This is a genomic window from Cupriavidus alkaliphilus (genome assembly GCF_014191175.1).
Taxonomy (GTDB): domain Bacteria; phylum Pseudomonadota; class Gammaproteobacteria; order Burkholderiales; family Burkholderiaceae; genus Cupriavidus; species Cupriavidus alkaliphilus.
This window is the reverse complement of record NZ_JACHWE010000006.1, coordinates 56,041-77,783: the sequence shown is the minus strand read 5'-3', so window position 1 is coordinate 77,783 and position 21,743 is coordinate 56,041. Positions and strand designations below refer to the sequence as shown.

Sequence of the window (21,743 nt, the reverse complement as noted above, 5' to 3'; positions counted from 1 at the left end):
GGTCTATTCACCGGATTGTCTCGCTCAAGTCTGGCCGATCATTGCCACCGTGCCGGAAGAGCGCGGGCCGTGGTCCCGTGCGGGTGCCGGCAATCACCAGACAACCATCCATTCGGGAGTACGCGTGTTTTCTCTGCAGCGTAATGTGAGCCGTGCCGTGAGCCGTGCCGACGACCAAGGCGGTCAGCATCGCCCGTGCCGTCGCGAGCGTCGCGGCGCCGGATCCGGAGCACGCGCATGACCGCGGCAGTGGCACTGCCCGGGCGTCCGGCCGAAGTGCTGGAGCGCCTGAAGGCCAACCCGAAGCTGCCGCTGATGCTGGGCGGAGCGGCCCTGGCCGCCGCGATCGCGGTGGGCGTGCTGTGGTCGCGCGGCCCGGACTACAAAGTGCTGTACAGCAACCTGTCCGAGCGCGACGGCGGCGCGGTGCTGCAGTCGCTGCAGCAGATGAACGTGCCGTACAAGTTCGCCGAAGGCGGCGGCGCCGTGATGGTGCCGGCCGAGAAGGTGCACGAGACGCGCCTGCGGCTGGCCTCGCAGGGCCTGCCCAAGAGCGGCACCGCCGGCATGGAACTGATGGACAACCAGAAGTTCGGCATCAGCCAGTTTGCCGAGCAGGTCAACTACCAGCGCGGGCTGGAGGGCGAACTGGCGCGCTCGATCGAGTCGATCGCCGCGGTACAGTCCGCGCGCGTGCACCTGGCGATTCCCAAGCCGACGCTGTTCGTGCGCGAGCGCCAGAAGCCGACCGCCTCGATCGTGCTGCAGCTGTACCCGGGCCGCGCCATCGATGAAGGCCAGGTCGCGGCGATCAGCCACCTGGTGTCGTCGAGCGTGCCGGAGCTGACGCCCAAGTCGATCTCGATCGTCGACCAGCACGGCAACCTGCTGTCGAACACCGGCAACGAGCGCATGCTCGACGCCACCCAGCTCAAGTATGTCCAGGCGCTGGAGCAGAACTACCTGAAGCGCATCGAGGCGATCCTGACGCCGATCGTCGGCAAGGACAACGTGCGCGCGCAGGTCACCGCCGACGTGGACTTCTCCATCGTCGAGCATACCGACGAGAGCTACAAGCCCAACCAGGACCCGACCCGCTCGGCGATCCGCAGCCAGCAGACCAGCGAATCGACCCAGCAGGGCGCAACCCCGCCGGGCGGCGTGCCCGGCGCGCTGTCGAACCAGCCGCCAGCCGCCGCTGCCGCGCCCGTGACCACGCCGCAGACGCCGCGCGCGGGCCAGGCGCCGGGCCAGGCCGGCGCACCGGCAGCGGGGCAACCCGGCCAGCCTGGCCAGGCCGCGCAGGGCGCCACCGCCACCGCGTCCAGCGGTCCGAGCAGCAATCGCCGCGACTCCACCGTCAACTATGAACTGGACCGCTCGGTGCGCCACGTGCAGCAGGCCCCGGGCGGCGTGCGCCGGCTGTCGGTGGCGGTGGTGGTCAATTACCGCCAGCAGGCCGATGCCAAGGGCAAGCTCGTGGCCGAGCCGCTGCCGCCGGCGCTGCTGGCGCAGATCCAGAACCTGACCAAGGAAGCGATGGGGTTCTCGGCCGACCGCGGCGACTCCATCAACGTGGTCAACAGCCCTTTCACCGCCGAGCGCGAGAAGGCCGAGCCCGAACTGCCGCTGTGGAAGCAGCCCGACATGATTGCACTGGGCAAGAGCCTGGCCGGCTACCTGCTGCTGGCACTGCTGGCGCTGTTCGCGTGGTTCAAGGTGGCGCGCCCGATCCTGCGCCGCTACACCGCGCCGCCGTTGCCGGCGCCGGAGCCCAGGGACGAGACCGAGGCAGTGCTGCTGCCGCCGGAAGAGCCGGCCAATCCGGAAGTCCTGCGGCTTGCCGCGAAGTACGAAAGCGACCTCGCGCTGGTGCGCGACGCCGCCCAGCGCGACCCCCGCCTGGTCGCCAGCGTGATCAAGAACTGGATTAGCAATGACAACCGCTAAGGGCATCTCTGAATCCGGCCTGCAGAAGAGCGCGGTGCTGATGATGGCGATCGGCGAGGATGCCGCGGCCGAGGTGTTCAAGCACCTGTCGCAGCGCGAAGTGCAGGAGCTGGGTTCGGCCATGGCCACGCTCAGCTCGGTCACCCGCGAGGAAATGGCCGAGGTGCTGGGCGAGTTCCGCGCCGAGACCGAGCAGTACCTGGCGCTGAACGTCGACTCCAGCGCGTTTATCCGCAGCGTGCTGAACAAGGCGCTGGGCGAGGAGCGCGCGCAGTCGGTGATCGAGGACATCCTGGAATCGCGCGATCCGGGCGGCGGCATCGACTCGCTGAACTGGATGGATGCCACCGCCATCGCCGAGCTGATCCGCGACGAGCATCCGCAGATCATCGCCACCATCCTGATCCACCTGGACCGGCAGAAGTCGTCCGAGGTGCTGGGGCTGTTCACCGACCGCCTGCGCAACGACGTGATCCTGCGCATCGCCACCTTCGGCGGCGTGCAGCCTGGCGCGCTGCAGGAACTGACCGACGTGCTGACCAAGCTGCTGGCGGGCCAGAGCCTGAAGCGCAGCCGCATGGGCGGCGTGCGCACCGCAGCCGAGATCATCAACCTGATGAGCACCGCGCACGAGGAAGCGGTCATCGACGGCGTGCGCCTGCACGACGGAGACCTCGCGCAGAAGATCATCGACGAGATGTTCCTGTTCGAGAACCTGCTCGAGGTCGACGACCGCGGCATCCAGCGCGTGCTCAAGGAAATCGCCACCGAATCGCTTATCGTCGCGCTCAAGGGCGCGCCGCAGGAGCTGCGCGACAAGTTCATCCGCAACATGTCCACCCGCGCCGGCGAGATGCTGCGCGAGGACCTGGAGGCGCTGGGCCCGGTGCGCGTGTCGCAGGTCGAGGCCGAGCAGAAGGCCATCCTGCAGGTGGTAAGACGCCTGGCGGATGCGGGCGAAGTGCAGATCGGCGGAGGCGACGATGCCTATGTCTGAGGCTGACCCCGAGCGCGGGGCCGGGCGCCGCGGCCTGGGCGCCGACCCGTTTTCGTCGCTGGGCGGCAACAACGCCGCCGGCGCCGGCGGCTTCGCGCCGTTCGAGCCGCCGCGCCGCGCGCGCGGTGGGGCTGCCGGCTGGCAGCGCTGGCAGATGGGCTCGCTCGATTCCCGGCATGCCGAACCGCTCGAGACGCTGGCCGCCGTGCCGGCCGAACCCGCGCCGCCGCCGATCGACTTCGCCGCACTCGACGCGATGCGCGAAGGCGCGCGCAAGGAAGGCTACGCCCAGGGCTACACCCAGGGCCAGACCCAGGGCTACGGCGACGGCCATCGCGAAGGCTATGCGCGCGGCCTGGAAGCCGCCCGCAACGAGGCCGCGCAGCTGCAGGCGCTGGCCGGCAACCTGCGCGGCGCGCTCGGCAGCGTCGATGACCAGGTCGCGCGCGCGCTGGTGTCGCTGGCGCTGGACGTGGCGCGACAACTGGTGCGCTCGACGCTGGCGCAAGACCCCGCGGCCTTGCTGCCGGCGGTGCGCGAGCTGCTGACCAGCGAACCCGCGCTGTCCGGATCGCCCAGCCTGCTGCTGCACCCCGACGACGTGGCGCTGGTCGAGACCCACCTGCATGGGGAACTCGCCGCCGCCGGCTGGACCGTGCGCGCCGATCCGTCGGTGGCGCGCGGCGGCTGCATCGCCAGCGCCGCCAGCGGCGAGCGCGACGCCACGCTGCCCACCCGCTGGACCCGCGTGGTGCGGGCGCTGGGCCGCGACGACCCGTGGGAGCCGCCGCATGCCTGACACCGCGCAGGACACCCGCGCCGCCGCGCCCGCGCCCGACGCGGCGCACGACCACGCGCAGCGCTGGATCGATGCGCTGAACGGCGCCGCGGCCGGCATCGCCGGGCTCGACAGCAAGCGCAGCTGCGGCCGCCTGACGCGCGCGGCGGGGCTGGTGCTGGAAGCCGTGGGCCTGCGCCTGCCGGTGGGCAGCGATTGCCTGATCGAGCTGCCCGCCGGACAGTTCACCACCGACAGCAACGCCCCGCGCACCGCCGAAGCCGAAGTGGTCGGCTTTGGCGCCGACCGCCTCTACCTGATGCCGCAGTCCGACGTGGTCGGGCTGCTGCCCGGCGCGCGCGTCTATCCGCTGGAGCCGTCGCCGCAACCGGCCGGCGCCACCGCGCCGCGCGAGCCGGGCTCCAAGCGCCTGCCGGTCGGCCCGGGCCTGCTGGGCCGCGTGCTGGATGCGGCGGGCCGCCCGCTGGACGGGCTCGGCCCGCTTGCCGCGGCGATGGAAGTGCCGCTGGCCGGCGAGCAGATCAACCCGCTGATGCGCGCGCCGATCGAAACCGTGCTCGACACCGGCGTGCGCGCCATCAACGGCATGCTGACCGTCGGCCGCGGCCAGCGCATGGGCCTGTTCGCGGGCTCGGGCGTCGGCAAGAGCGTGCTGCTGGGCATGATGGCGCGCTACACCAGCGCCGACGTGATCGTGGTCGGCCTGATCGGCGAACGCGGCCGCGAGGTAAAGGAATTCATCGAGAACATCCTGGGGCCGGAGGGCCGCCGCCGCTCGGTGGTGGTGGCCGCGCCGGCGGACTGCTCGCCGCTGCTGCGCATGCAGGGCGCCGCCTATGCGACGCGGCTGGCCGAGTATTTCCGCGACCAGGGCCAGCACGTGCTCCTGATCATGGACTCGCTGACGCGCTACGCCATGGCCCAGCGCGAGATCGCGCTGGCAATCGGCGAGCCGCCCGCCACCAAGGGCTATCCGCCGTCGGTCTTCGCCAAGCTGCCGACGCTGGTCGAGCGCACCGGCAACGGCCCCGAGGGCGGCGGCTCGATCACCGCGTTCTACACCGTGCTGACCGAGGGCGACGACCAGCAGGACCCGATCGCCGATTCCGCGCGCGCCATCCTGGACGGCCATATCGTGCTGTCGCGCAGCCTGGCCGAAGCCGGCCACTATCCGGCCATCGACGTCGAGGCCTCGATCAGCCGCGCCATGACCGCGCTGATCCCGCACGAGCAGTTCGGCTCGGTGCGCCGCTTCAAGCAGCTGATGTCGCGCTACCAGCGCAACCGCGACCTGATCAGCGTGGGCGCCTACGTGCCCGGCAACGACCCGGAACTGGACCTGGCGATCCAGCTGCATCCGCGCATGGAAGCCTTCCTGCAGCAGGACATCCACGAACGCGCCGGCTACGCCGACGCCATCGCCGCGCTGCACAGCCTCTTCGACAGGAGTGAACATGCTCAAGCATTCACCGCTCAACACGCTGGCTGACCTGGCCCAGACCGACACCGATGCCGCCGCGCGCGAGCTCGGCCGGCTGCAGGGCTTGCGCACGCAGGCGGAGCTGCAGCTCAACCAGCTCACGCAATACCGCCAGGAATACCGCGAGCGCATGCAGGTGGTGGCGGCGCAGGGCATCACCTCCAGCCGCTGGCAGGACTTTTCGCGCTTCCTCGATTCGCTGGACCAGGCCATCCGCCAGCAGGGCGCGGCCGTGGCCAAGGCCGAGGCCGACCTGCTGGCGGGCCGCAACCGCTGGCAGCACCAGAAGCGCCGCCTGAACTCGTTCGACACGCTGATCGCGCGCGCGGAAGCGAAGCAAGAGCAGGTGGCCGCGCGCCGCGAGCAGCGCGCCAACGACGAATACGCCGCCCGCCTGGCCCGCACCGCGGCCAGCCGCCTGAGCGAAGCCTGAACGATGCCTGGGCGGTGACAACCCGCCGGGCCATACCGTAACGAATCCCCATGATCGATATCAGCCAGATTGTCAGCAGCGCCGCCAACGCGGTGGAAGGCGCCCGGCGCGCGAGCGCCGACGCCGCCACCAACGGCTTCCGCGACGCGCTCTCGCAGGCCCGCGACAGCCACAAGGCCGCCGCTCCGGGGCCCGCCGCCAAGGCGCCGGCCACGCGCGACAAGCCGGCGGCGCGGCCGGCTGCTGCACAGGCCGACGCCGGCAAGCCGCAACACACCGCCGCCACCGGCAAGAAGGTCGCTGCCGGCGAGAAGGATCAGGACAACGAAGACGACACCGCCGCGACGCCGACGGATGCCGCCGCCGCGGCGGCCGCATTGGCGCTGATGCTTCCCGCGGCAGCGCCAACGAACCCCACGACCATGCCAGCCGGCGCGGCCGGCGCCGCTGTCGCCGGCATGGCCGAGACCGGCAGTGCCGCGGCCTTGCAGGCGGCGCTCAGCAACACCGTGCCGAACGCCACCGCGCAAACCCAGGCCGCAACCGGCACCACGCCAGGCCCTGCCGACGGCACCGCATTGGCCGACCCGTTGCAGGCGGCCACCGCCGAAGCGCGACCGGCGCAGCCGTCGGTCGCCGACACGCTGGCCACCATCGCCTCGCAGCGCGCGGCGATGCAGCCCGGCGGCAGCGCCGGCACCGATGCAAAAGCCGGCGCCACGCCGGCGGTTGCGGGCGACGTGCTGGCAGTCCGCCAGGCGGACCTGCCAGGCCAGGATACCGGCGCCTCCGCGGGCGGATCGGGGCATCGCCCTGACAGCGGTCTCGGCCAGCATCGCGCCGATCCGCTCGCCGCCAATCCCGCCGCGCCCGATGCCCGGCCCGCCGCCGGCCAGTTCGCTGCCGCGCAAGCTGCCGTGCGCGCCGGCGAGACCGCCGCGGCCACTCCCGACAGCACCCCTGCGGTGGCCGCCACGCTGGCCGGACAACCCACTCCGGCCGCTGCCGCCGCTGCAGCCAGCCGGCCCGTGGTTGCCCCGCCGCTGTACGACAGCCAGTGGCCACAGGCACTCGGCCAGCAGATGATCCGCCTGGGCACGCAAGGCCAGCAAAGCGCCGAACTGCAGCTGAACCCGCCTGACCTGGGGCCGCTGAAGGTGGTGCTCAACGTGGTCAACGACCAGGCCCAGGCGCAATTCGTCTCGCCCCACCAGGCCGTGCGCGCCGCGGTCGAAGCCGCGCTGCCGCACCTGCGCACCGCGCTGTCGGAAAACGGCATCCAGCTGGGCCACACCTCGGTCGGCGCCGATGGCTTTGCCAGCCAGGCCGGCAACGGCAATGGGCAGCAACAGCAGGCGCCGGGGCAAGGGCGCGGACAAGCCGGCTTTGGCGGCGCGGCGGTGGCGGCGGCAGAACCGGTGCCAACGGCCAGTGCAGCGGCACGGCCGGCGCGTGTGCTGGGGCGGGGGGAGATTGATACGTTTGCTTGAAGGACTCCGCCGCGCGGACTCGACCGCGCCCGGACAAGAGATCAAGGCCGCCTCAAGGGCGGCCTTGTCATGTCCGCATAGGACCGCGCACGGAAGCCGGACACCTTGATGCAACAAGATTGGCCGTTTTACTGCTAGAATACGTAAACATTTTTGCTTACCCTATTCACCACTGAGCGGCAGGAGAGTTTGGGTGAAGCAGAGTGAACTTCGGCGATGGCTCGCAGGACAAGGCGCGACCTTCATTGAAGGCGCGAAGCATGTCAGGGGTGTATCTCAACGGCAGGCAATCGACCTTGCCCCGTCATCCCAGCCATGAGATCGGTGAGGGACTGCGCAAGGCGATCCTCAAGCAACTTGGCTTGGGGTGAGCTGCAAGTCTGGACGTATCCTGCCCTCGTCGCCAAAAGGAGTTCAAATATGCTGCGTTTTCCCGCCAACATCGTCCCCGACGGCGACGGCTTTGCGGTCTCGTTTCCCGATATCCCGGAAGCCCTGACCAGCGGCGATACTATCGAGCACGCCCAGGAGATGGCCGCTGATGCGCTGGCCACGGCCATGGAGTTCTATTTCGAAGACGGCCGCCCGGTGCCGCTGCCGTCGAAGGCCGTGCGCGGCCAACATCTGGTCGAACTGCCGGCAAGCATGTCGGCAAAGGTGCTGCTGCTCAACGAGATGATCGCGCAGGGTGTGACGCAGGCCGAGCTGGCACGCCGGCTGCATACCCGCAAGCAAGAAGTCCAGCGCATCGTCAACCTCGATCATGCGACCAAGATCGACACGATCGAGGCCGCGTTCCGGGCGCTGGGAAAGCGCCTGGAACTGAAGGTCGCCTGAGCACACCAGGCCATGGCGGCACCCTCCCCACCATGACGTTCGACCTGTTCGACGACCTGCCCGAAGACAGCGCCGCCACCCCCGCCATCGAACCCCTCGCGGACGGCGCCGTCGTCCTGCGTGGCGTAGCGCGGGCGGATGCCGAAGTCCTGCTCGCCGACGTGCAGGCCATCGTCGCACGGGCCCCCTGGCGGCACATGGTCACCCCCGGCGGCCTGAAGATGTCGGTGGCAATGACCAACTGCGGCGCCTGCGGCTGGGTCTCCGACGCGCGCGGCTATCGCTATGACGCGGCCGATCCGCTGAGCGGACAAGCGTGGCCCGACATGCCCGCGAGTTTCCGCGAGCTGGCCGCCAGCGCGGCGGCGCAGGCGGGCTTTGCCGGCTTCGCGCCGGATGCCTGCCTGATCAACCGCTATGTGCCGGGCACCCGCCTGTCGCTGCACCAGGACCGCGACGAGCGCGATTTCACCGCGCCGATCGTCTCGGTCTCGCTGGGGCTGCCGGCGGTGTTCCTGTTCGGCGGCATGCGCCGTGCCGACAAGCCGCAGCGCGTACGGCTGGCGCACGGTGACGTGGTGGTGTGGGGCGGGCCGTCGCGGCTGGCGTTCCACGGCGTGGCGCCGCTGGCCGATGGCGATCATCCGCTGCTGGGGCCGCTGCGCATCAACCTGACGTTCCGCAAGGCGCGGTAGGCGCCTGCCCGGGCTTGGCACTTTGCCGGCTGTTTTCTACAGTCTATGGACTGTCCCGAACGCCACCGTGCAAAGGTCCTTCCCATGCATCTCGACGGCTCCTGCCATTGCGGCGCGGTCCACTTCTCGCTCGAGTCCGATTCGCCCTGCCCTTACATGCATTGCCATTGCTCGATCTGCCGCAAGACGGCGGGCGGTGGCGGCTATGCCATCAACATCGGCGGCGATGCCGCCACGCTGCGCGTACGCGGGCGCAAACACCTGGGCGTCTACCATGCCGTGCTGCGCGAACCCGGCAAGCGCGCGCGGCGCTCGCCGGCGCAGCGGCATTTCTGCGTGAAGTGCGGCAGCGCGTTGTGGCTGTGGGACCCGCGCTGGCCAGAGATGCTGTATCCCCATGCCTCGGCCATCGACACGCCGCTGCCGCGCCCGCCCGAGGTGGTGGAAGCCTCGCTGGATTCCGTCGCGCCGTGGGTCGACGTGCCGCGCGGCAAGGGCCATGTCCACTGCGACACGTGGCCGGAGGAATCGCTGGCCGACTGGCACAAGCGGCACCGCCTGCTGTCGCGCTGAACCAAGCGCGCGCGATATGAACGTTCCGGCCTCGGCCCGGCGCACGCGCGGCGTCTGCTTCCAGATCAACGAAGCGTTCTGAGCGCCCGGCCGGGCGCTCAGAACGCTGACGCCGCTCAGGCGGGCAGGAACCCCTCCACCGTCAGGTAACGCTCGCCGGTGTCGTAGTTGAAGCCCAGCACGCGCGCATTGGCGGGCAGCTCAGGCAGCTTCTGCGCGATCGCCGCCAGGGTGGCGCCCGACGAAATCCCGACCAGGATGCCTTCGTCGCGCGCGCAGCGGCGCGCCATCTCGCGCGCGGGCTCGGCGTCGACCTGGATCACGCCATCGAGCAACGCGGTGTCGAGGTTCTTCGGGATAAAGCCCGCGCCGATGCCCTGGATCGGGTGCGGTGCCGGCGCGCCGCCGGAGATCACCGGCGAGGCCACCGGCTCGACCCCGAACACCTTCAGCCGCGGCCATTTTTCCTTCAGCACCCTTGCGCAACCGGTCAGGTGGCCGCCGGTGCCGACGCCGGTGATCAGCGCTTCGAGCCCCTCGGGGAAATCGTTCAGGATTTCCTGTGCGGTGGTGCGCGCATGCACGTCGGCGTTGGCCGGATTCTCGAACTGCTGCGGCATCCACGCGCCGGGGGTGGCGGCGACCAGTTCTTCGGCGCGCGCGATCGCGCCCTTCATGCCCTTCTCGCGCGGGGTCAGGTCGAAGGTGGCGCCATAGGCCAGCATCAGGCGGCGGCGCTCCACCGACATGCTGTCCGGCATCACCAGCACCAGCTTGTAGCCCTTGACCGCGGCCACCATGGCCAGGCCGATGCCGGTGTTGCCCGAGGTCGGCTCGATGATGGTGCCGCCGGGCTTGAGCACGCCGCGGCGTTCGGCGTCTTCCACCATCGCCAGCGCGATGCGGTCCTTGATCGAGGCGCCCGGGTTGCTGCGTTCGGACTTGATCCAGACCTCGTGGCCGTTGCCGAACAGCCTGTTGATGCGGATATGCGGGGTATTGCCGATCGTCTGCAGGATGTTCTGTACCTTCATCGTGTTCTCCGTGGCGGGGTGCGATGCGGCAAGCCGGCAGGCCGCGCAGCGCGGGGATCGAATGACCTCGCCGATTCTAGTGCAAAGCGCCCCGCCGGGCCGCTCGCGTATGATTGAGGCCGCCGCGCCTTGCCCCCGCTTTCTCCGGAATCCGGCCTCAAATCCCTGCATTGCCCCCCTTGCACCGATGCCTGACCACCTGCTGCTGTCCTCCCTGCTGATCTTCGGACTTGGTGGTTTGCTCGGCGCGGTGGGCGGGCTGTTCGGCATCGGTGGCGGGCTGATCGCGATTCCGGCGCTGGGGCTGCTGTTCGGCATGGACCAGCAGCTGGCGCAAGGCACCGCGCTGGTGATGATCGCGCCCAACGTGCTGATCGGCTTCTGGCAATACCGCAAGCGTGCCGACATTGCGCTGCGCACGGCGGTGGTGCTGGGCTTGTCCGCGGTGCTGGCGACCTGGCTGTCGGCGCGCGCGGCCACCGCGATGGATGCGCAGCTGCTGCGGCGGAGTTTCGCGCTGTTCATGATCGGCATGGCGCTGTACTTCCTGTGGCGGCTGCTGCCGGGACGCGCGGTGACGGCGCCGCAGGCGCGTGTGTCGGCGCGCTGGATCCCGCTGGTAGGCGTGGTCGGCGGCTTGTTCTCGGGCTTCTTCAGCGTGGGCGGCGGCGTGGTCGCCGCGCCGGCGCTGGTCGGCCTGTTCGGGCTGCGCCAGGCCACCGCGCAGGGCCTGGCGCTGGCGCTGGTGACGCCCGGCGCGGTGGTGGCGCTGGCCACCTATGCCCACGCCGGCCAGGTCGACTGGGCCAGCGGCATTCCGCTGTCGCTGGGCGGCATGCTGACCATCTCGTGGGGCGTGGCGCTGGCGCACCGGATGCCCGAGCGCCGCCTGCGCGCATTGTTTGCGGTGTGCCTGATCGCCACCGCGGTGGTGATGCTGGTGCGCGGCTGAATCGGCGGATCCTGCCAAGCGCGCGCGCGGCGCCCTACTTGCGCAGCACCAAACAGAAGTTGTTGGCCGGCATCGGCACCGGCTCGTCGCAGCGCAGGCCCTGCGCCGCGCCCAGTGCGATCACGGCCTCCATGTCGCGCACGCCCCAGTCAGCGTCGGCGGCGCGCAGCTGCGCGTCGAAGGCGGCGTTGCTGGGCGCGGTGTGCGCGCCGCCGCGACGGTAAGGGCCGTACAGGAACAGCACGCCACCAGGCCCCAGCAGCTTGCCGGCGCCCGCGAACAGCGCCTCGGCCGCGGCCCACGGGGCGATATGGATCATGTTGATGCAGACCACCGCATCGGCGGCGTCGATACCCCACGGCTGGTGGCAGACATCCAGCGCCAGCGGCGCACGCACGTTGGCCAGGCCCGCGTGCGCGGTCCAGGCTGCGATCGACGCGCGCGCGGCGGGGTCCGGATCGCTCGGCTGCCAGGTCAGCCCCGGCAGCGCCGCGGCAAAGTGCACCGCGTGCTGGCCGGTGCCGCTGGCGATTTCCAGCACCGTGCCGCTGGCGGGCAGTACCTGGCGCAGTACGGCGAGGATGGGCTCGCGGTTGCGGTCGGTGGCGGGCGCCATGCGGCGCGCGTCGGGGTCGTGGGTCGAGCCGGTCATGATGGATGTGCAGGCGCAAACAAAGGGAACGGGCCTAGCGTAGCAGAATCGGCGCGCCGACCGCGCGCCGATCAGCCCAACCAGCCCAACTGGCCCAACTGGCCCGACTAGTCCAGAACGCGCCGATCAGCCCGGCGCGCACGGGAACGCCTGCGCCACCGACGGCCGCAGCGCCGCCGTGGTCGGGCTTTCGTCGCCGCTCGCCAGCGTGTTGTCGGTGAACTTGCAGCCGTAGGCCGGGCTGGCCACGGTGGCAGCGTCCAGTACCTCGTCGCCGGCCGGCTTCACGCCGTTCTGTTCCCAGTTGACCATGTCGTCGAAGGCCCTGGCCTGTTCGGCCACGGTGAAGTCGCAATGGCTGACGCCGCGGATGGCGCGCTGCACCAGCCATTGCGCGGTGCCGTTGGCATCGGCGCGGCGCTTGTAGATCTGCTCCATGCTGAACGGCACGTACATGTCGCCCAGCGTATGCAGCGTCACCACCGGCACGCCGATGCGCGCATTGGTCCTGGGGATCCAGCGCAGGCCGTCGCTGCGCGCGCGGTTGGCCTCGGCGCTGCCGGTAACGCGGAAGATGCCCGCGTTGAACGACTGCTCCGCCACCGACTGCGCCGGGTCGTTGTCGAACTGGAAGGTGATGCCGGTAGTGTTGACCACGTTCTGCGTCAGGATGCCGTTGACCGAGCCATCCTGGCCAAAGGTGCTCCACACCGCGTCCTGCAGCCCCTGCGCGCCCGGGCCGCCGAAGCCCCAGTCGAACAGCGGCCGCTGCCCGCCGGTCAGGTTGCGCACGATCGCCTTGAGGGTATCGCCCTGTGCCGTGGTCTGGCCGGGGTAGGTGGTGAACAGCGCCGCGCGCACCGCCGGCGCGATCTGCGCCCAGTTGGCTGCCGGCCACGCCGTCACCGGAAAGCCGGCGAGCTGCTGCGCGGCGGTCTGGTAGGCGCCGAAGTAGTTGAACAGCTCGGTATCGCCGAGCACGCCGCACATCGGCACCGCGCCGTGGTAGCGCACCTTGTGGTTGGCGGCCTGGATGTTCTCTTCATCGACCGCCGCGGCCGAGACATGGCCGCCCATGGAATGGCCGACGATGTACAGCCGCGCCGGCGCCGCCAGCGTGCGCCCGTTCTGCGCGGCAATGCGGGTGAAGGCCAGCGCCAGGGCATTGGTGTCTTCCAGGCCGGCGCGCACGTCATAGTAGTTCCTGGCATAGCTGGACGCGGCCCAGGCGTAGCCGTTCGCCAGCAGGTGCCGGCGGATGCTGGGCAGGGTGACCGACAGTGCCGCACCGGTGCCGGCATAGCCGTGGGCATACATCACCAGCCGGCCGTTCCAGTTCTTCGGCACCTCGATGCGGTAGCCGGCGCCATCCTGCACGCCCCACCAACGGTCGGCCTCGGGCGCGCCGGCCAGCGCCGCGAACGGCAGCGTGGCGGCGTCCATGGTGAAGGTGCGGTCGTCCTGCGGGCGCTTTTCTTCGGCCTGCGGCGGCGGGGTCTGCGCCGGTTCGTCGTCATCGCCGCCGCAGCCGTACAGCAGCGTGGCGGCGAGGCACAGCATCGCGGCTTTCCCGACAGCTCGTTTCATGCCTGGTCTCCTTTGTTATGCGGATCTTGTTGTCCTGGGCGGATGGCGCGCCGGCGAAGTGCCGTGGCGGGCGCCCCCACCACTGTAGGACACGGTGGCGCAAGCCGCATGGAGGCCATCCTCGACGCGCTGGGGCCGTTGCAACGGATGCGGGTTAGCCCCGGCTCGCCTGAACCGTTGGTGCGTGCTAGCGGATCCGCAGGCGATCACAGACAGCCACGCCCCAATGCAGACGGCGGGCCGAAGCCCGCCGTCTGCATTACCGCGCGTCGCCGCGCGTCAGGCCTTGGCCAGCCTGACGCCGGTGGGATCGCCGGTCAGGTAGCCGACCGCCGCGCCGAAACGGTCCTTGTAGTTGGCGCGCACCAGCGGATCGAGCTGCGCCTTCACCTTGTCGTGCAGCGGGGACTCCCAGTCGCCGACATGCTGGAAGTTGCTCATCACGTAGGTCCAGCCGTTGATCTCGTCCACCGCATGCAGGCCGGTGGACTCGGCGCCGGCCGGGCACGACAGCACGCGGCTGAGCACCTTGGTGTCAACGTTGTACGCCCACAGGAAGTTGTTGACGTGGGTGTTGCTGTCCTCGCCGACGAAGAGCGTGCGCAGCTTTTCCGAGAACTTCAGGTTGTCCGGCGTGGCCACCTTGTCGGGGTTGGCAAAGTTGCCCAGCGCATCCTGCTGCTTCATCTTGCCGCCGCCCAGGTCTTCGCTGACCAGCGCCGGCACCGCGGCCATGTCGACCGGCACCCATTCGCTCGCCATCGCCGTGCCGGTCTTGTCGGCCTGGCCGCCCTTCAGGTTGAGCTCATAGACCGCGCCGGAGTACGGGCCTTCCACCTGGATGTCGCCGGCATTGGCGGCGTTGCCCGCCAGCATGCTCGACTCGATGCGCGACATCGCCGAATAGGCCTTCTTGTCCTTGATGTTGACGGTGGTGCCTTCCATCTTGGTAAAGCCCAGGCTGCCGCCGACCAGCGCGGCATAGCGGTGGGTTTCCAGGAACGCCGCGGCCATTTCCATGCCGGGCACCAGCTTCACCCAGTTGGGCTTGCCGTTGTAGAGGATGCGGGTGTAGCTGGCATCGGCCGGGTCGGCGGTCTTGACGTCCATGATGTCGGCCAGCCGGATGCCGCCGTCGACCAGCGCGCGGATCTCGGCGCTGGTGGCCCTGCCCAGGCGGATCCACGACAGCGTCGCGCTGCCCGGGCCCGTGCCCGAGGTCTGGTGCCACTTGGCCACGTACAGCGTGCCGGCGGACAGGTCGCGCGCCTGGTCGGCGATAAACAGGAACAGGCCGCCGTTGGTGGCATCGTCGCCCATCAGCACGGTGCGCTCGTCCGGCATGACCTGCACCAGCTCGTGCGAGATGCGGCCCAGGCAGTAGTGCTTCTTGATGGTGCCGGTGCCGTCCGGGTTCACCGTGACTTCCGGCAGGTGGCCGTAGTTGTAGGCATTGGCGCGGGCCGGATCGCCGTACAGGTTGCGGCTGTAGCCCTGCAGCTGCGTGACCGCGTTGGCGTCCATCAGGTCGGTCTCGTACTCCTCGCTCGACAGGTGCGTGTTCCACGGCGACAGGCTGGCGCCGCAGGTGATCCACAGGCCGTTGACGGCGGAGGTATCGACGTTGTGGTACTTGACCGGGGTCAGCTTGCCGGTGGCCGGGTCCTGGTCCAGCGTCAGCACCGCGATCGGCGACGGCAGCAGCCCATACATGCTGGTATTGCCCTGGTTGCGCGTGGTGTATTCGAACTGCACCACCGCGAACACGGTGTTGCCCTTGACGCCCGGCACGGTCGGGTTGGCCAGCGTCAGCAGCGAGCTGCCGTCCGGTGCGTCGGAAAAGAACTGGCGTTCCTTGCCGGCAACCGAGGTATCGATGATCGGCTGGTTGTTGATGTCGTAATAGCCGCCCGCCACGACGGTGCCGCCCTTGCCGTCGGGCAGCGTGTCGCCGGTGACGAAGAAGGGCTGGTAGGCCAGCTTGTAGGTCTGGCTGCTGCCGTCGCTGAAGGAGACCTTGAGGCTGGAGCCGACCGTGGTGGTTGCCATGGCCTCGGGCGTGGCCAGCGTCGGCGCGCTCATCGGCACGAACTCGGCGGCGGTGAAGGTGGCGGCCGGGCCGGGCGCGGGCGCCGGAGCCGGCGCAACGGCGGCGTCATCGCCGCCGCCGCAGCCTGCCAGCAGGCCGGTGGAGGCGAAGCCGAGCGGCAACATGGGCGCGCCGGCCAATAGCTTCAGGGCCTTGCGACGGCCAGCATTGGGTTGTTCAAGCATGTTTTCGATCCGGGGAAAGGAAAGGGATGGTTCACTGCATGTTTGCGCCAGTCCCGGGGGCGGGACCAGGCACCTGTTGCACAGGCGGCGGCGGGCGTCATCGCGCACGTCCGGGGCGGATCGTAGGCGCCGTTTGTGACACGAAGTTGACGATGCAACACAAAGCGTTGCGGCCTTCGGGCCAGCCGGGCCCACTGCGGTACACTGCCGCCTTGATTCCGCGGCCCGGCCGGCGCGGATCCCCGTACCCGTTCCGCGCTGCCTGCCCTTGCCCACCTACACGCTAGCCACGCCCGTCCACGCCGAGATCGAGATCCGCAAGAGCCGCTTCCTGGCGCTGGCGCTGCCGGTCGCCGACCGCGACGCCGCCATGGCCGCGCTGCAGGCGCTGCGCGCCGAACACCCCACTGCCACCCACGTGTGCTGGGCGCTGCTGGCCGGCGGCGCCTCGGGCATGTCCGACGACGGCGAGCCCTCCGGCACCGCCGGCCGGCCGATCCTGGAAGTGCTGCGCCACCACGACCTCGACGGCGTGCTGGCGGCGGTGGTGCGCTACTACGGTGGCGTCAAGCTGGGGGCCGGGGGGTTGGTGCGCGCTTACACCGATGCCATCGCCGCGGCCCTGAAAGCCGCCGAACGGGTCGAGCGCATCGCCTATGGCACGCTGTCCGTCGCTGTCGACTATGCCGACGAGCCGCGCGTGCGCCGCTGGCTGGACTACGAAGCGCCCCCCGGCTGCAGGCTCGCCGAGACCGCCTACGGCACGCTCGCCACGCTGGTGCTGCGCATGCCCGCAACCCAGCGCGACGCCGCACGCGACGCGTTGCGCGACGCCACCCATGGGCGCGCGCAGTTTCCCCAGGCCGAGGATGACGCCCATGGCTGATCCCGCCGCCCCGGAGGAAAGCGCCGAATTCACCGCACAGGTGCTGCCGGGCCCGGTCCGCTTCCCGGCGCCGGCTTCGCTGAGCCTGCTGGAAGCGGCGCTGCTCGAAGGCGTCGCGCTGCCCAACTCCTGCCGCAATGGCACCTGCCGCGCCTGCGCCAGCCGGCTGCATGCCGGCGCCGTCCGCTACCGGGTGGAATGGCCAGGACTGAGTCCGGACGAGAAGGACGAGGGATGGATCTTGCCGTGCGTGGCTTGCGCGGCGAGTGATGTGGTGTTTGAGCCTGCCAGTCTGGAGTAGCTGCGATCAGACCAGGCGGATGGGCCCTGGGTATTGTGCAACCAGCTGGTCCGAGGTCAGCAGCGTCAGGCCTTCCACGGTCGCCTGGGCAACAAGAAGCCGGTCAAACGGATCCTTGTGAATCGGGGGAAGGCAATCGATCGCTACCGCATGCTCGCTGCGGACGGGCAGTTCACTGTAGCCGTTATCCAGCAAGCCTCTGCGAAGGACCCGGGCGTTGACCTGGAAGTCCGCGCGCCCCAGCCCCTGCTTGATCACCACCTCCCACAGACTGGCCGGGCTGAAAAAAAGCACCGCGTCATCACTGCTCACCAGCGCCAGCGCGTCTGGCGGGAGACGTGCTGGCGTCAATGCCATCCACAGCAAAAGGTGGGTATCGAGCAGGAGTTTCATGACTCGCCGCCGAACATGGCTTCAATTTCCCGTTCGCCCATGCGATCGAAATCATCGGGCACCTGCCCCTGGCCAGCCATGAATCCCAGCCGCTTGATTTGGCCTTGCGCCGGCACATCCAGCGCCACGACCTTGACCAGCGGCTTGCCAGCCTTGGCAATCACAAAAGGCTCGCCATTGGCAGCCTGATCGACCAGCCGCGAAAGATGGGTTTTGGCCTCATGGATATTGATGGTCTGCATGACGCGCCTCACTAAACTAAGTTTGGTTAGTCTAGTCCATCCGTCGACCTGCAGCAATCGTCGCTTCTTTAACCTCCAACCGCCAGAAAAAACCCCAACGCCAGCTTCAACCCATCCGGCCCCGCCGGATCCGAGAACGCATGCCCGCCCGCGCCGCCGCTCCACGCGTGGCCCAGGCCTTCCACGCGCACCAGCCGCAGGTAGGGCGACCTGCCCTCGTACCAGTCGAATACATCGATGGCGTGGCGCATGCCGCGCTGGATGCGCCGGGACGGCACGCCGGCCAGCGGCGGGGTGCCTTCGGGCTGCAGGTGCATCCACATGCCGGCGGCGGCGGTGGCGTTGCTGAAGTCGACCACGTGGTCGGCATCGCCATGCAGCAGCAGCAACGGCGGCGGGCGGCGTCCCGCCAGGCCGAAGCGCAGCGCCTGCATGGTCTTGGCGTCGGGCCCGCGCTGTCCGCGCATGGCGCGCGTGGCCTGCGCGGCGTTGCCGGCACTCCAGGGCACCGCACCGGAGTGCGAGCCCACCGCGGCGAAGCGCGACGGATAGCGCAGCCCCAGCGTCAGCGCCATCGCACCGCCGGCGGACAGGCCGAATACGCTGATGCGGTCCGCCGCCACCGGATGGCGGCGGCAGGCCTGGTCGATCAGCGTCATCAGCAGCCCGGCTTCGATGGCGCCCTGTGCGGCGGGCCGGAACCAGTTCCAGCAACGCTGCGCATTGGCCTGCGAACTCTGCTCGGGCAGCAACACCACCCAGCCGGATTCGCGCGCCACCGCGGCAGCGCGCGTGACCGCGGCAAAGCTCGCGGCGTCCTGGCCGCAGCCGTGCAGCAGCACCAGCATCGGCGCGCGCCGCGACGCGGTGGCGCCGGCCGGCACGAACACACGGTAGCGGCGCGGCGCCAGCGGCGCGCCCCACGCGCCTTCTTCCCAGCGCCCGCTGCCACGGCTCTGCGGCGCCGCCACCGGCGATACCACGCCGGACAAGGCGCGCTGCGTGGCCGCCGTGACTGCAGCGGATTGCTTCACCGCGTTGCGCACGATGGCCTCGGTCATCGGCTTGGTGAGGTTCTTGTTGACGGCACGCTGCATCTGGCGCGCATGACGGGACGCGGTCTTGTTCAGCGTGGACCAGAGTTTCGCGCCGGGTGAGCGGGGCATGCGGCTTCCTGTGCAAGGGATCACCGCCACATGATATGCGCTGCGGCCGGCGCGACTTGCATGCAACGCGCGCCTGATGTCTGCCTACAATGCAAGGACCGTGTCGTTCCCAGACACGAACCGGAGGCAAGCATGAGTGATGTGACCAGCGAGTTCAGGCCCCTGGATCCGGGCCGCGTCAACCTGATGGATCCGCTCGAAGTGCAGTACTGGTGCAAGGAGCTCGGCTGCAGCACCAGCGACCTGGAAAACGCCATCGACCAGGCCGGCGATCATATCTCGGCGGTGCGCGCGCAGCTGGAACGGCAGCACGCGGGCGCCCGCTCCCGCTGACATCCCCACCCTGGCGGGGATGCCAGCGCGCAGCGTCTTGCGCAGCCTGGCGTCCTAGCCGCCAAGGTCGAGCGCCTTGGGCAGCCGGATCTGGATGAACTCGCTGTCATCCGGCATCTTGCTGCCGACATGCCGCCCCACGCTGAACGGGAAGTTGTTGTCGTCGATCACCAGCAGCGTGGTCGCATCCAGCACCAGCACGTCTTCGATGGTATTGAACGGCATGCCGAACGGATCGCCCAGCGCCACGTCGCCCGGGGCGCCGCCGGCGCTGATGCCGGACGGGTCGCGCAGCGCCATCAGGTTGGCCAGTTCGGACTTGGCGACGTAGTCGCCCGGCTTGCCCAGCGTCACCTGGAACAGCTTCTTGAAGCCGTTCAGGTCGCCCTGCGAGCCGTCGCGCTCGATGATAATGCCCTCGCTGGCGTTGAACAGGATGAAATCGCCAATATTGGTGCCCTTGTCGTCGAGCCGGTACTTGTATTGCACTCCGGTGTACCGGCGCGTGGCGATGTCGAACTCCGAGATCAGCAGCGTCTTGCCGTCGTGGCCGGCCAGCGGCAGTTCCAGCAGCGGATAGAGCTTCTTGCCGTCCGGGCTGATCGCCATGCCCTCGAAGCCGCCCGAGCGCTTCGCGCGCAGCGGGTTCGACATCACGGTGGCGCGGTACGGCCAGTACAGGCCCGCCATCCACGGCGTGTTGGCGCCGGCCTCGTCCTGCATGTTGGTGCCGTCGTCGCTGTTGGCCGCGTCGCCATAGATCGGGAAGTCGCCGAACAGGTACACCGTGCGGATCGCCGGGAACTTCTCCTGCACCCGCAGCAGCGTGCGGAAATCGAAGCTCTGGATATCGGCGCGCTGGGCCATGCCGGCGGCACTGATCACGCCCGCCAGCGTGTCGGCCATCTGCTCGGCGCCGACGGTGCGATCCTTGTAGACGTTGCCCTTGCCGTCCTTGTCGCTGCGCGGGTTGAGCTTGGTCTCGAGGTTGAAGCGCACCGCCTGCGCGTTCTTCACGCGCTGCGCCGCCTGCGGATGGCCCTGGCCGGCGCCGGTGCTGTAGTACGCGACATAGGCGCTGACCAGGTCGAACACGTCCTGCGCGCGCGGCACCACGTACGGGCTGGCGTAGCCCTTGCCGGCCGCCACCGCCGCCGACACCGGCGACAGCGCGGCATCGTTGCGCTGGCTCGGGCCGCGGAACAGTTTGTCGCAGATGTAGGTGGACTGGATCTGCGCCGCGGTCAGGTTCTTGATCAGCACTTCGTCGGCGGTGCCGTAGGGCGCGCCATCGGCGCGGCGGCACTTGACCGACTCGATATAGGGATCGTGCTTGAGCACCGCGACGCCATCGGCGGTAATGCCGACATCGGTCTCCAGCGTGGTCATCAGGTTGTCCAGCGCGGCCTCCATCGCCGGCAGGGTGTTCTCCGGGCGCAGGTCGCGCGCGCCGCGGTGGCCCTGGGCGTCGAACCTGGCGGCATCGATCAGGCCGTCGGCGGTCAGGTAGTCGCCGGCCTTGCCGTCGCCATTGGCATCGTAGGCGGCGACGGCTGCGTAGAGCAGGTCGGGACGGTCCGAGATGATGCCGTTGACGCCGGCCTTCAGCAGCTCGGTCATCTTCGCGCTGTCGTTGACGGTCCAGGTCACCACGCTGTAGCCGGCGGCCTTGACCGAGGCCACGTCGAGCGTGTCGGACACCGCCGGCACCAGCCCCGGCTGCGGGTTGCTGCCGCGCGCGTAGTGCGCGTCGGGGCTCGACTTGACACCGTTGACGTCGTACTTGAGCTGCACGTAATACGGCGCGAACACCGGCGCGCGGGTGCCGCCGTGCGCGAAGGCATGGGCGCGCACCGCGTTCATGATGCGCACCGGCGTGGCCTCTTCGTTGAACGGGTTCTGCGGCGAGCGGATCTCCTTGCCGGCATTCTCGAAATCCGGCAGCGGGATCGGCGCTTCCAGCAGCACGCCGTTGGCATCGGTATGCAGCAGGAACGGGCCGAACTCATCGCCGAACCACAGCGTGCCGTCGCTGGCGCGCTGCATGCTCTCGATATCGAAGTCGGCGCCGGTCAGCACGCGCTCGGTGGTGAACTGGTTCGCGATCGCGAACTTGACATGCCGGTTCGGATCCTTCAGCTCGATAAAGCTGCGCACCGCCACGCTGCCCGCGCCCCCGGCCGCGGTCTTGAACGTGGGCGCCACCGTGTAGACGCGCAGGTTGAAGTCAGCCGAGTTCTCCAGCGAACCGTAGCCGTTGTCGGCCATCACCATGAAGCTGCCGTCCGGGTTGCGCAGCACCGCCGAGAAGCCCTGCACCGGCTGTGAAGCGAACGGCGCGGTCTGCCCGTTGAGATCGCCGGTAACGTAGCGCCCCGACTGCGGCCCGCTGGCAAAAGTGGCGGCGGGCAGCACGGCGCGGCCCACCAGCGTGGGCGCGGTGACCGCGGGCGTGCCGTTGTCGCTGTCGTTATCGTCGCCGCCGCATGCCGCCAGCAGCGATGCCGCCACCGCGGCGCTGGCCAGTGCCGCGCGGGTCCGGCGCGAAGGGAAGACGCTCAGGCGCATTGCAGGTTCCTGGAGTTGGGCAATGCGCCATGGTGGTAGGCCGATATGTCGGCTTGATGTCGCTTGCGTGACAGCATGAGCAACACGCATCAATCGCGCAC

Annotated in this window: 21 protein-coding genes; 13 read left to right on the top strand and 8 right to left on the bottom strand. The window is 69.6% G+C overall.

All coding sequences use genetic code 11. The annotated features are described in order from the left end of the window. Positions 1-237 precede the first annotated feature (237 nt). From fliF to FHX60_RS20455, 9 genes are all read left to right on the top strand, one after another. Positions 238-1,950: a flagellar basal-body MS-ring/collar protein FliF gene (gene fliF / locus FHX60_RS20500; protein ID WP_183284435.1), complete on the top strand. Its 1,713-nt coding sequence runs from the start codon at positions 238-240 to the stop codon at positions 1,948-1,950. After that, a complete protein-coding gene (gene fliG, locus FHX60_RS20495; RefSeq protein WP_018005565.1) occupies positions 1,937-2,947 on the top strand; it encodes a flagellar motor switch protein FliG in 1,011 nt (336 codons plus the stop codon). Before fliF ends, fliG begins: the two co-directional genes overlap by 14 nt. Then, positions 2,934-3,746, top strand: coding sequence for a flagellar assembly protein FliH (gene fliH / locus FHX60_RS20490; protein WP_112775772.1), 813 nt, complete (start codon positions 2,934-2,936; stop codon positions 3,744-3,746). Before fliG ends, fliH begins: the two co-directional genes overlap by 14 nt. Further along, positions 3,739-5,235 carry a flagellar protein export ATPase FliI gene (gene fliI / locus FHX60_RS20485; protein ID WP_092314537.1) on the top strand — a complete coding sequence of 499 codons (1,497 nt, stop codon included), beginning with the start codon at positions 3,739-3,741 and terminating at the stop codon, positions 5,233-5,235. Before fliH ends, fliI begins: the two co-directional genes overlap by 8 nt. Continuing rightward, a complete protein-coding gene (gene fliJ / locus FHX60_RS20480) occupies positions 5,201-5,659 on the top strand; it encodes a flagellar export protein FliJ (protein WP_112775771.1) in 459 nt (152 codons plus the stop codon). Before fliI ends, fliJ begins: the two co-directional genes overlap by 35 nt. Positions 5,660-5,709: 50 nt before the next feature. Beyond that, a complete protein-coding gene (locus FHX60_RS20475) occupies positions 5,710-7,149 on the top strand; it encodes a flagellar hook-length control protein FliK (RefSeq protein WP_183284434.1) in 1,440 nt (479 codons plus the stop codon). A 420-nt stretch (positions 7,150-7,569) separates the two neighbouring features. Further along, positions 7,570-7,986 carry a type II toxin-antitoxin system HicB family antitoxin gene (locus FHX60_RS20465; protein WP_092314545.1) on the top strand — a complete coding sequence of 139 codons (417 nt, stop codon included), beginning with the start codon at positions 7,570-7,572 and terminating at the stop codon, positions 7,984-7,986. 32 nt (positions 7,987-8,018) lie between these two features. Continuing rightward, on the top strand, positions 8,019-8,681 hold the full coding sequence (gene alkB, locus FHX60_RS20460; protein ID WP_183284433.1) for a DNA oxidative demethylase AlkB: 663 nt from the start codon (positions 8,019-8,021) through the stop codon (positions 8,679-8,681). 84 nt (positions 8,682-8,765) lie between these two features. Further along, entirely contained in the window at positions 8,766-9,254 is a 489-nt protein-coding gene (locus tag FHX60_RS20455; protein WP_183284432.1) for a GFA family protein, read from the top strand. Positions 9,255-9,370: 116 nt separating this feature from the next. On the opposite strand, the gene cysK is transcribed toward FHX60_RS20455, so the two are convergent. Beyond that, a complete protein-coding gene (cysK, locus tag FHX60_RS20450; protein ID WP_183284431.1) occupies positions 9,371-10,288 on the bottom strand; it encodes a cysteine synthase A in 918 nt (305 codons plus the stop codon). A 187-nt stretch (positions 10,289-10,475) separates the two neighbouring features. Here cysK and FHX60_RS20445 point away from each other — a divergent pair, with 187 nt between their 5' ends. Further along, the gene (locus FHX60_RS20445; protein WP_183284430.1) at positions 10,476-11,240 is read left to right on the top strand and encodes a sulfite exporter TauE/SafE family protein; all 765 of its coding nucleotides are present in this window, start codon (positions 10,476-10,478) and stop codon (positions 11,238-11,240) included. Between the two features lie 34 nt (positions 11,241-11,274). On the opposite strand, the gene FHX60_RS20440 is transcribed toward FHX60_RS20445, so the two are convergent. The 3 genes from FHX60_RS20440 to FHX60_RS20430 form a co-directional block, all read right to left on the bottom strand. Then, positions 11,275-11,892: a DUF938 domain-containing protein gene (locus FHX60_RS20440; protein ID WP_112775766.1), complete on the bottom strand. Its 618-nt coding sequence runs from the start codon at positions 11,890-11,892 to the stop codon at positions 11,275-11,277. Positions 11,893-12,018: 126 nt separating this feature from the next. Further along, positions 12,019-13,479, bottom strand: coding sequence for an alpha/beta hydrolase family protein (locus FHX60_RS20435; RefSeq protein WP_092314556.1), 1,461 nt, complete (start codon positions 13,477-13,479; stop codon positions 12,019-12,021). Positions 13,480-13,758: 279 nt separating this feature from the next. After that, complete coding sequence (locus tag FHX60_RS20430) at positions 13,759-15,753, bottom strand: PhoX family protein (protein ID WP_183284429.1); 1,995 nt, start codon at positions 15,751-15,753, stop codon at positions 13,759-13,761. A gap of 268 nt (positions 15,754-16,021) precedes the next feature. Between FHX60_RS20430 and FHX60_RS20425 the strand changes: the two genes are divergently transcribed. Together FHX60_RS20425 and FHX60_RS20420 are read left to right on the top strand one after the other, a co-directional pair. After that, positions 16,022-16,639: an IMPACT family protein gene (locus FHX60_RS20425; RefSeq protein ID WP_183284428.1), complete on the top strand. Its 618-nt coding sequence runs from the start codon at positions 16,022-16,024 to the stop codon at positions 16,637-16,639. Then, positions 16,632-16,940, top strand: coding sequence for a 2Fe-2S iron-sulfur cluster-binding protein (locus tag FHX60_RS20420; RefSeq protein WP_183284427.1), 309 nt, complete (start codon positions 16,632-16,634; stop codon positions 16,938-16,940). The genes FHX60_RS20425 and FHX60_RS20420 overlap by 8 nt, the downstream gene beginning before the upstream one ends. Positions 16,941-16,946: 6 nt before the next feature. On the opposite strand, the gene FHX60_RS20415 is transcribed toward FHX60_RS20420, so the two are convergent. The 3 genes from FHX60_RS20415 to FHX60_RS20405 all read right to left on the bottom strand — a co-directional run bounded on the left by FHX60_RS20415 (position 16,947) and on the right by FHX60_RS20405 (position 18,741). Further along, positions 16,947-17,333: a type II toxin-antitoxin system VapC family toxin gene (locus FHX60_RS20415; protein ID WP_183284426.1), complete on the bottom strand. Its 387-nt coding sequence runs from the start codon at positions 17,331-17,333 to the stop codon at positions 16,947-16,949. Continuing rightward, complete coding sequence (locus FHX60_RS20410; protein WP_183284425.1) at positions 17,330-17,575, bottom strand: type II toxin-antitoxin system Phd/YefM family antitoxin; 246 nt, start codon at positions 17,573-17,575, stop codon at positions 17,330-17,332. Before FHX60_RS20410 ends, FHX60_RS20415 begins: the two co-directional genes overlap by 4 nt. Positions 17,576-17,643: 68 nt before the next feature. Continuing rightward, positions 17,644-18,741, bottom strand: a complete 1,098-nt coding sequence (locus tag FHX60_RS20405; protein WP_092314563.1) for an extracellular catalytic domain type 1 short-chain-length polyhydroxyalkanoate depolymerase — start codon at positions 18,739-18,741, stop codon at positions 17,644-17,646. Positions 18,742-18,873: 132 nt separating this feature from the next. Between FHX60_RS20405 and FHX60_RS20400 the strand changes: the two genes are divergently transcribed. Next, entirely contained in the window at positions 18,874-19,074 is a 201-nt protein-coding gene (locus FHX60_RS20400) for a DUF3606 domain-containing protein (RefSeq protein ID WP_183284424.1), read from the top strand. Between the two features lie 54 nt (positions 19,075-19,128). Here the strand turns inward: FHX60_RS20400 and FHX60_RS20395 are convergent, their stop codons facing one another. Next, positions 19,129-21,642: an esterase-like activity of phytase family protein gene (locus FHX60_RS20395; RefSeq protein ID WP_183284423.1), complete on the bottom strand. Its 2,514-nt coding sequence runs from the start codon at positions 21,640-21,642 to the stop codon at positions 19,129-19,131. Between the last annotated feature and the right edge of the window lie 101 nt (positions 21,643-21,743).

Coding starts and splice junctions, on each gene's coding strand:
- fliF (WP_183284435.1), top strand. CDS start 238: ATGACCGCGGCAGTGGCACTGCCCGGGCGTCCGGCCGAAGTGCTGGAG.
- fliG (WP_018005565.1), top strand. CDS start 1,937: ATGACAACCGCTAAGGGCATCTCTGAATCCGGCCTGCAGAAGAGCGCG.
- fliH (WP_112775772.1), top strand. CDS start 2,934: ATGCCTATGTCTGAGGCTGACCCCGAGCGCGGGGCCGGGCGCCGCGGC.
- fliI (WP_092314537.1), top strand. CDS start 3,739: ATGCCTGACACCGCGCAGGACACCCGCGCCGCCGCGCCCGCGCCCGAC.
- fliJ (WP_112775771.1), top strand. CDS start 5,201: ATGCTCAAGCATTCACCGCTCAACACGCTGGCTGACCTGGCCCAGACC.
- FHX60_RS20475 (WP_183284434.1), top strand. CDS start 5,710: ATGATCGATATCAGCCAGATTGTCAGCAGCGCCGCCAACGCGGTGGAA.
- FHX60_RS20465 (WP_092314545.1), top strand. CDS start 7,570: ATGCTGCGTTTTCCCGCCAACATCGTCCCCGACGGCGACGGCTTTGCG.
- alkB (WP_183284433.1), top strand. CDS start 8,019: ATGACGTTCGACCTGTTCGACGACCTGCCCGAAGACAGCGCCGCCACC.
- FHX60_RS20455 (WP_183284432.1), top strand. CDS start 8,766: ATGCATCTCGACGGCTCCTGCCATTGCGGCGCGGTCCACTTCTCGCTC.
- cysK (WP_183284431.1), bottom strand. CDS start 10,288: ATGAAGGTACAGAACATCCTGCAGACGATCGGCAATACCCCGCATATC.
- FHX60_RS20445 (WP_183284430.1), top strand. CDS start 10,476: ATGCCTGACCACCTGCTGCTGTCCTCCCTGCTGATCTTCGGACTTGGT.
- FHX60_RS20440 (WP_112775766.1), bottom strand. CDS start 11,892: ATGACCGGCTCGACCCACGACCCCGACGCGCGCCGCATGGCGCCCGCC.
- FHX60_RS20435 (WP_092314556.1), bottom strand. CDS start 13,479: ATGAAACGAGCTGTCGGGAAAGCCGCGATGCTGTGCCTCGCCGCCACG.
- FHX60_RS20430 (WP_183284429.1), bottom strand. CDS start 15,753: ATGCTTGAACAACCCAATGCTGGCCGTCGCAAGGCCCTGAAGCTATTG.
- FHX60_RS20420 (WP_183284427.1), top strand. CDS start 16,632: ATGGCTGATCCCGCCGCCCCGGAGGAAAGCGCCGAATTCACCGCACAG.
- FHX60_RS20415 (WP_183284426.1), bottom strand. CDS start 17,333: ATGAAACTCCTGCTCGATACCCACCTTTTGCTGTGGATGGCATTGACG.
- FHX60_RS20410 (WP_183284425.1), bottom strand. CDS start 17,575: ATGCAGACCATCAATATCCATGAGGCCAAAACCCATCTTTCGCGGCTG.
- FHX60_RS20405 (WP_092314563.1), bottom strand. CDS start 18,741: ATGCCCCGCTCACCCGGCGCGAAACTCTGGTCCACGCTGAACAAGACC.
- FHX60_RS20400 (WP_183284424.1), top strand. CDS start 18,874: ATGAGTGATGTGACCAGCGAGTTCAGGCCCCTGGATCCGGGCCGCGTC.
- FHX60_RS20395 (WP_183284423.1), bottom strand. CDS start 21,642: ATGCGCCTGAGCGTCTTCCCTTCGCGCCGGACCCGCGCGGCACTGGCC.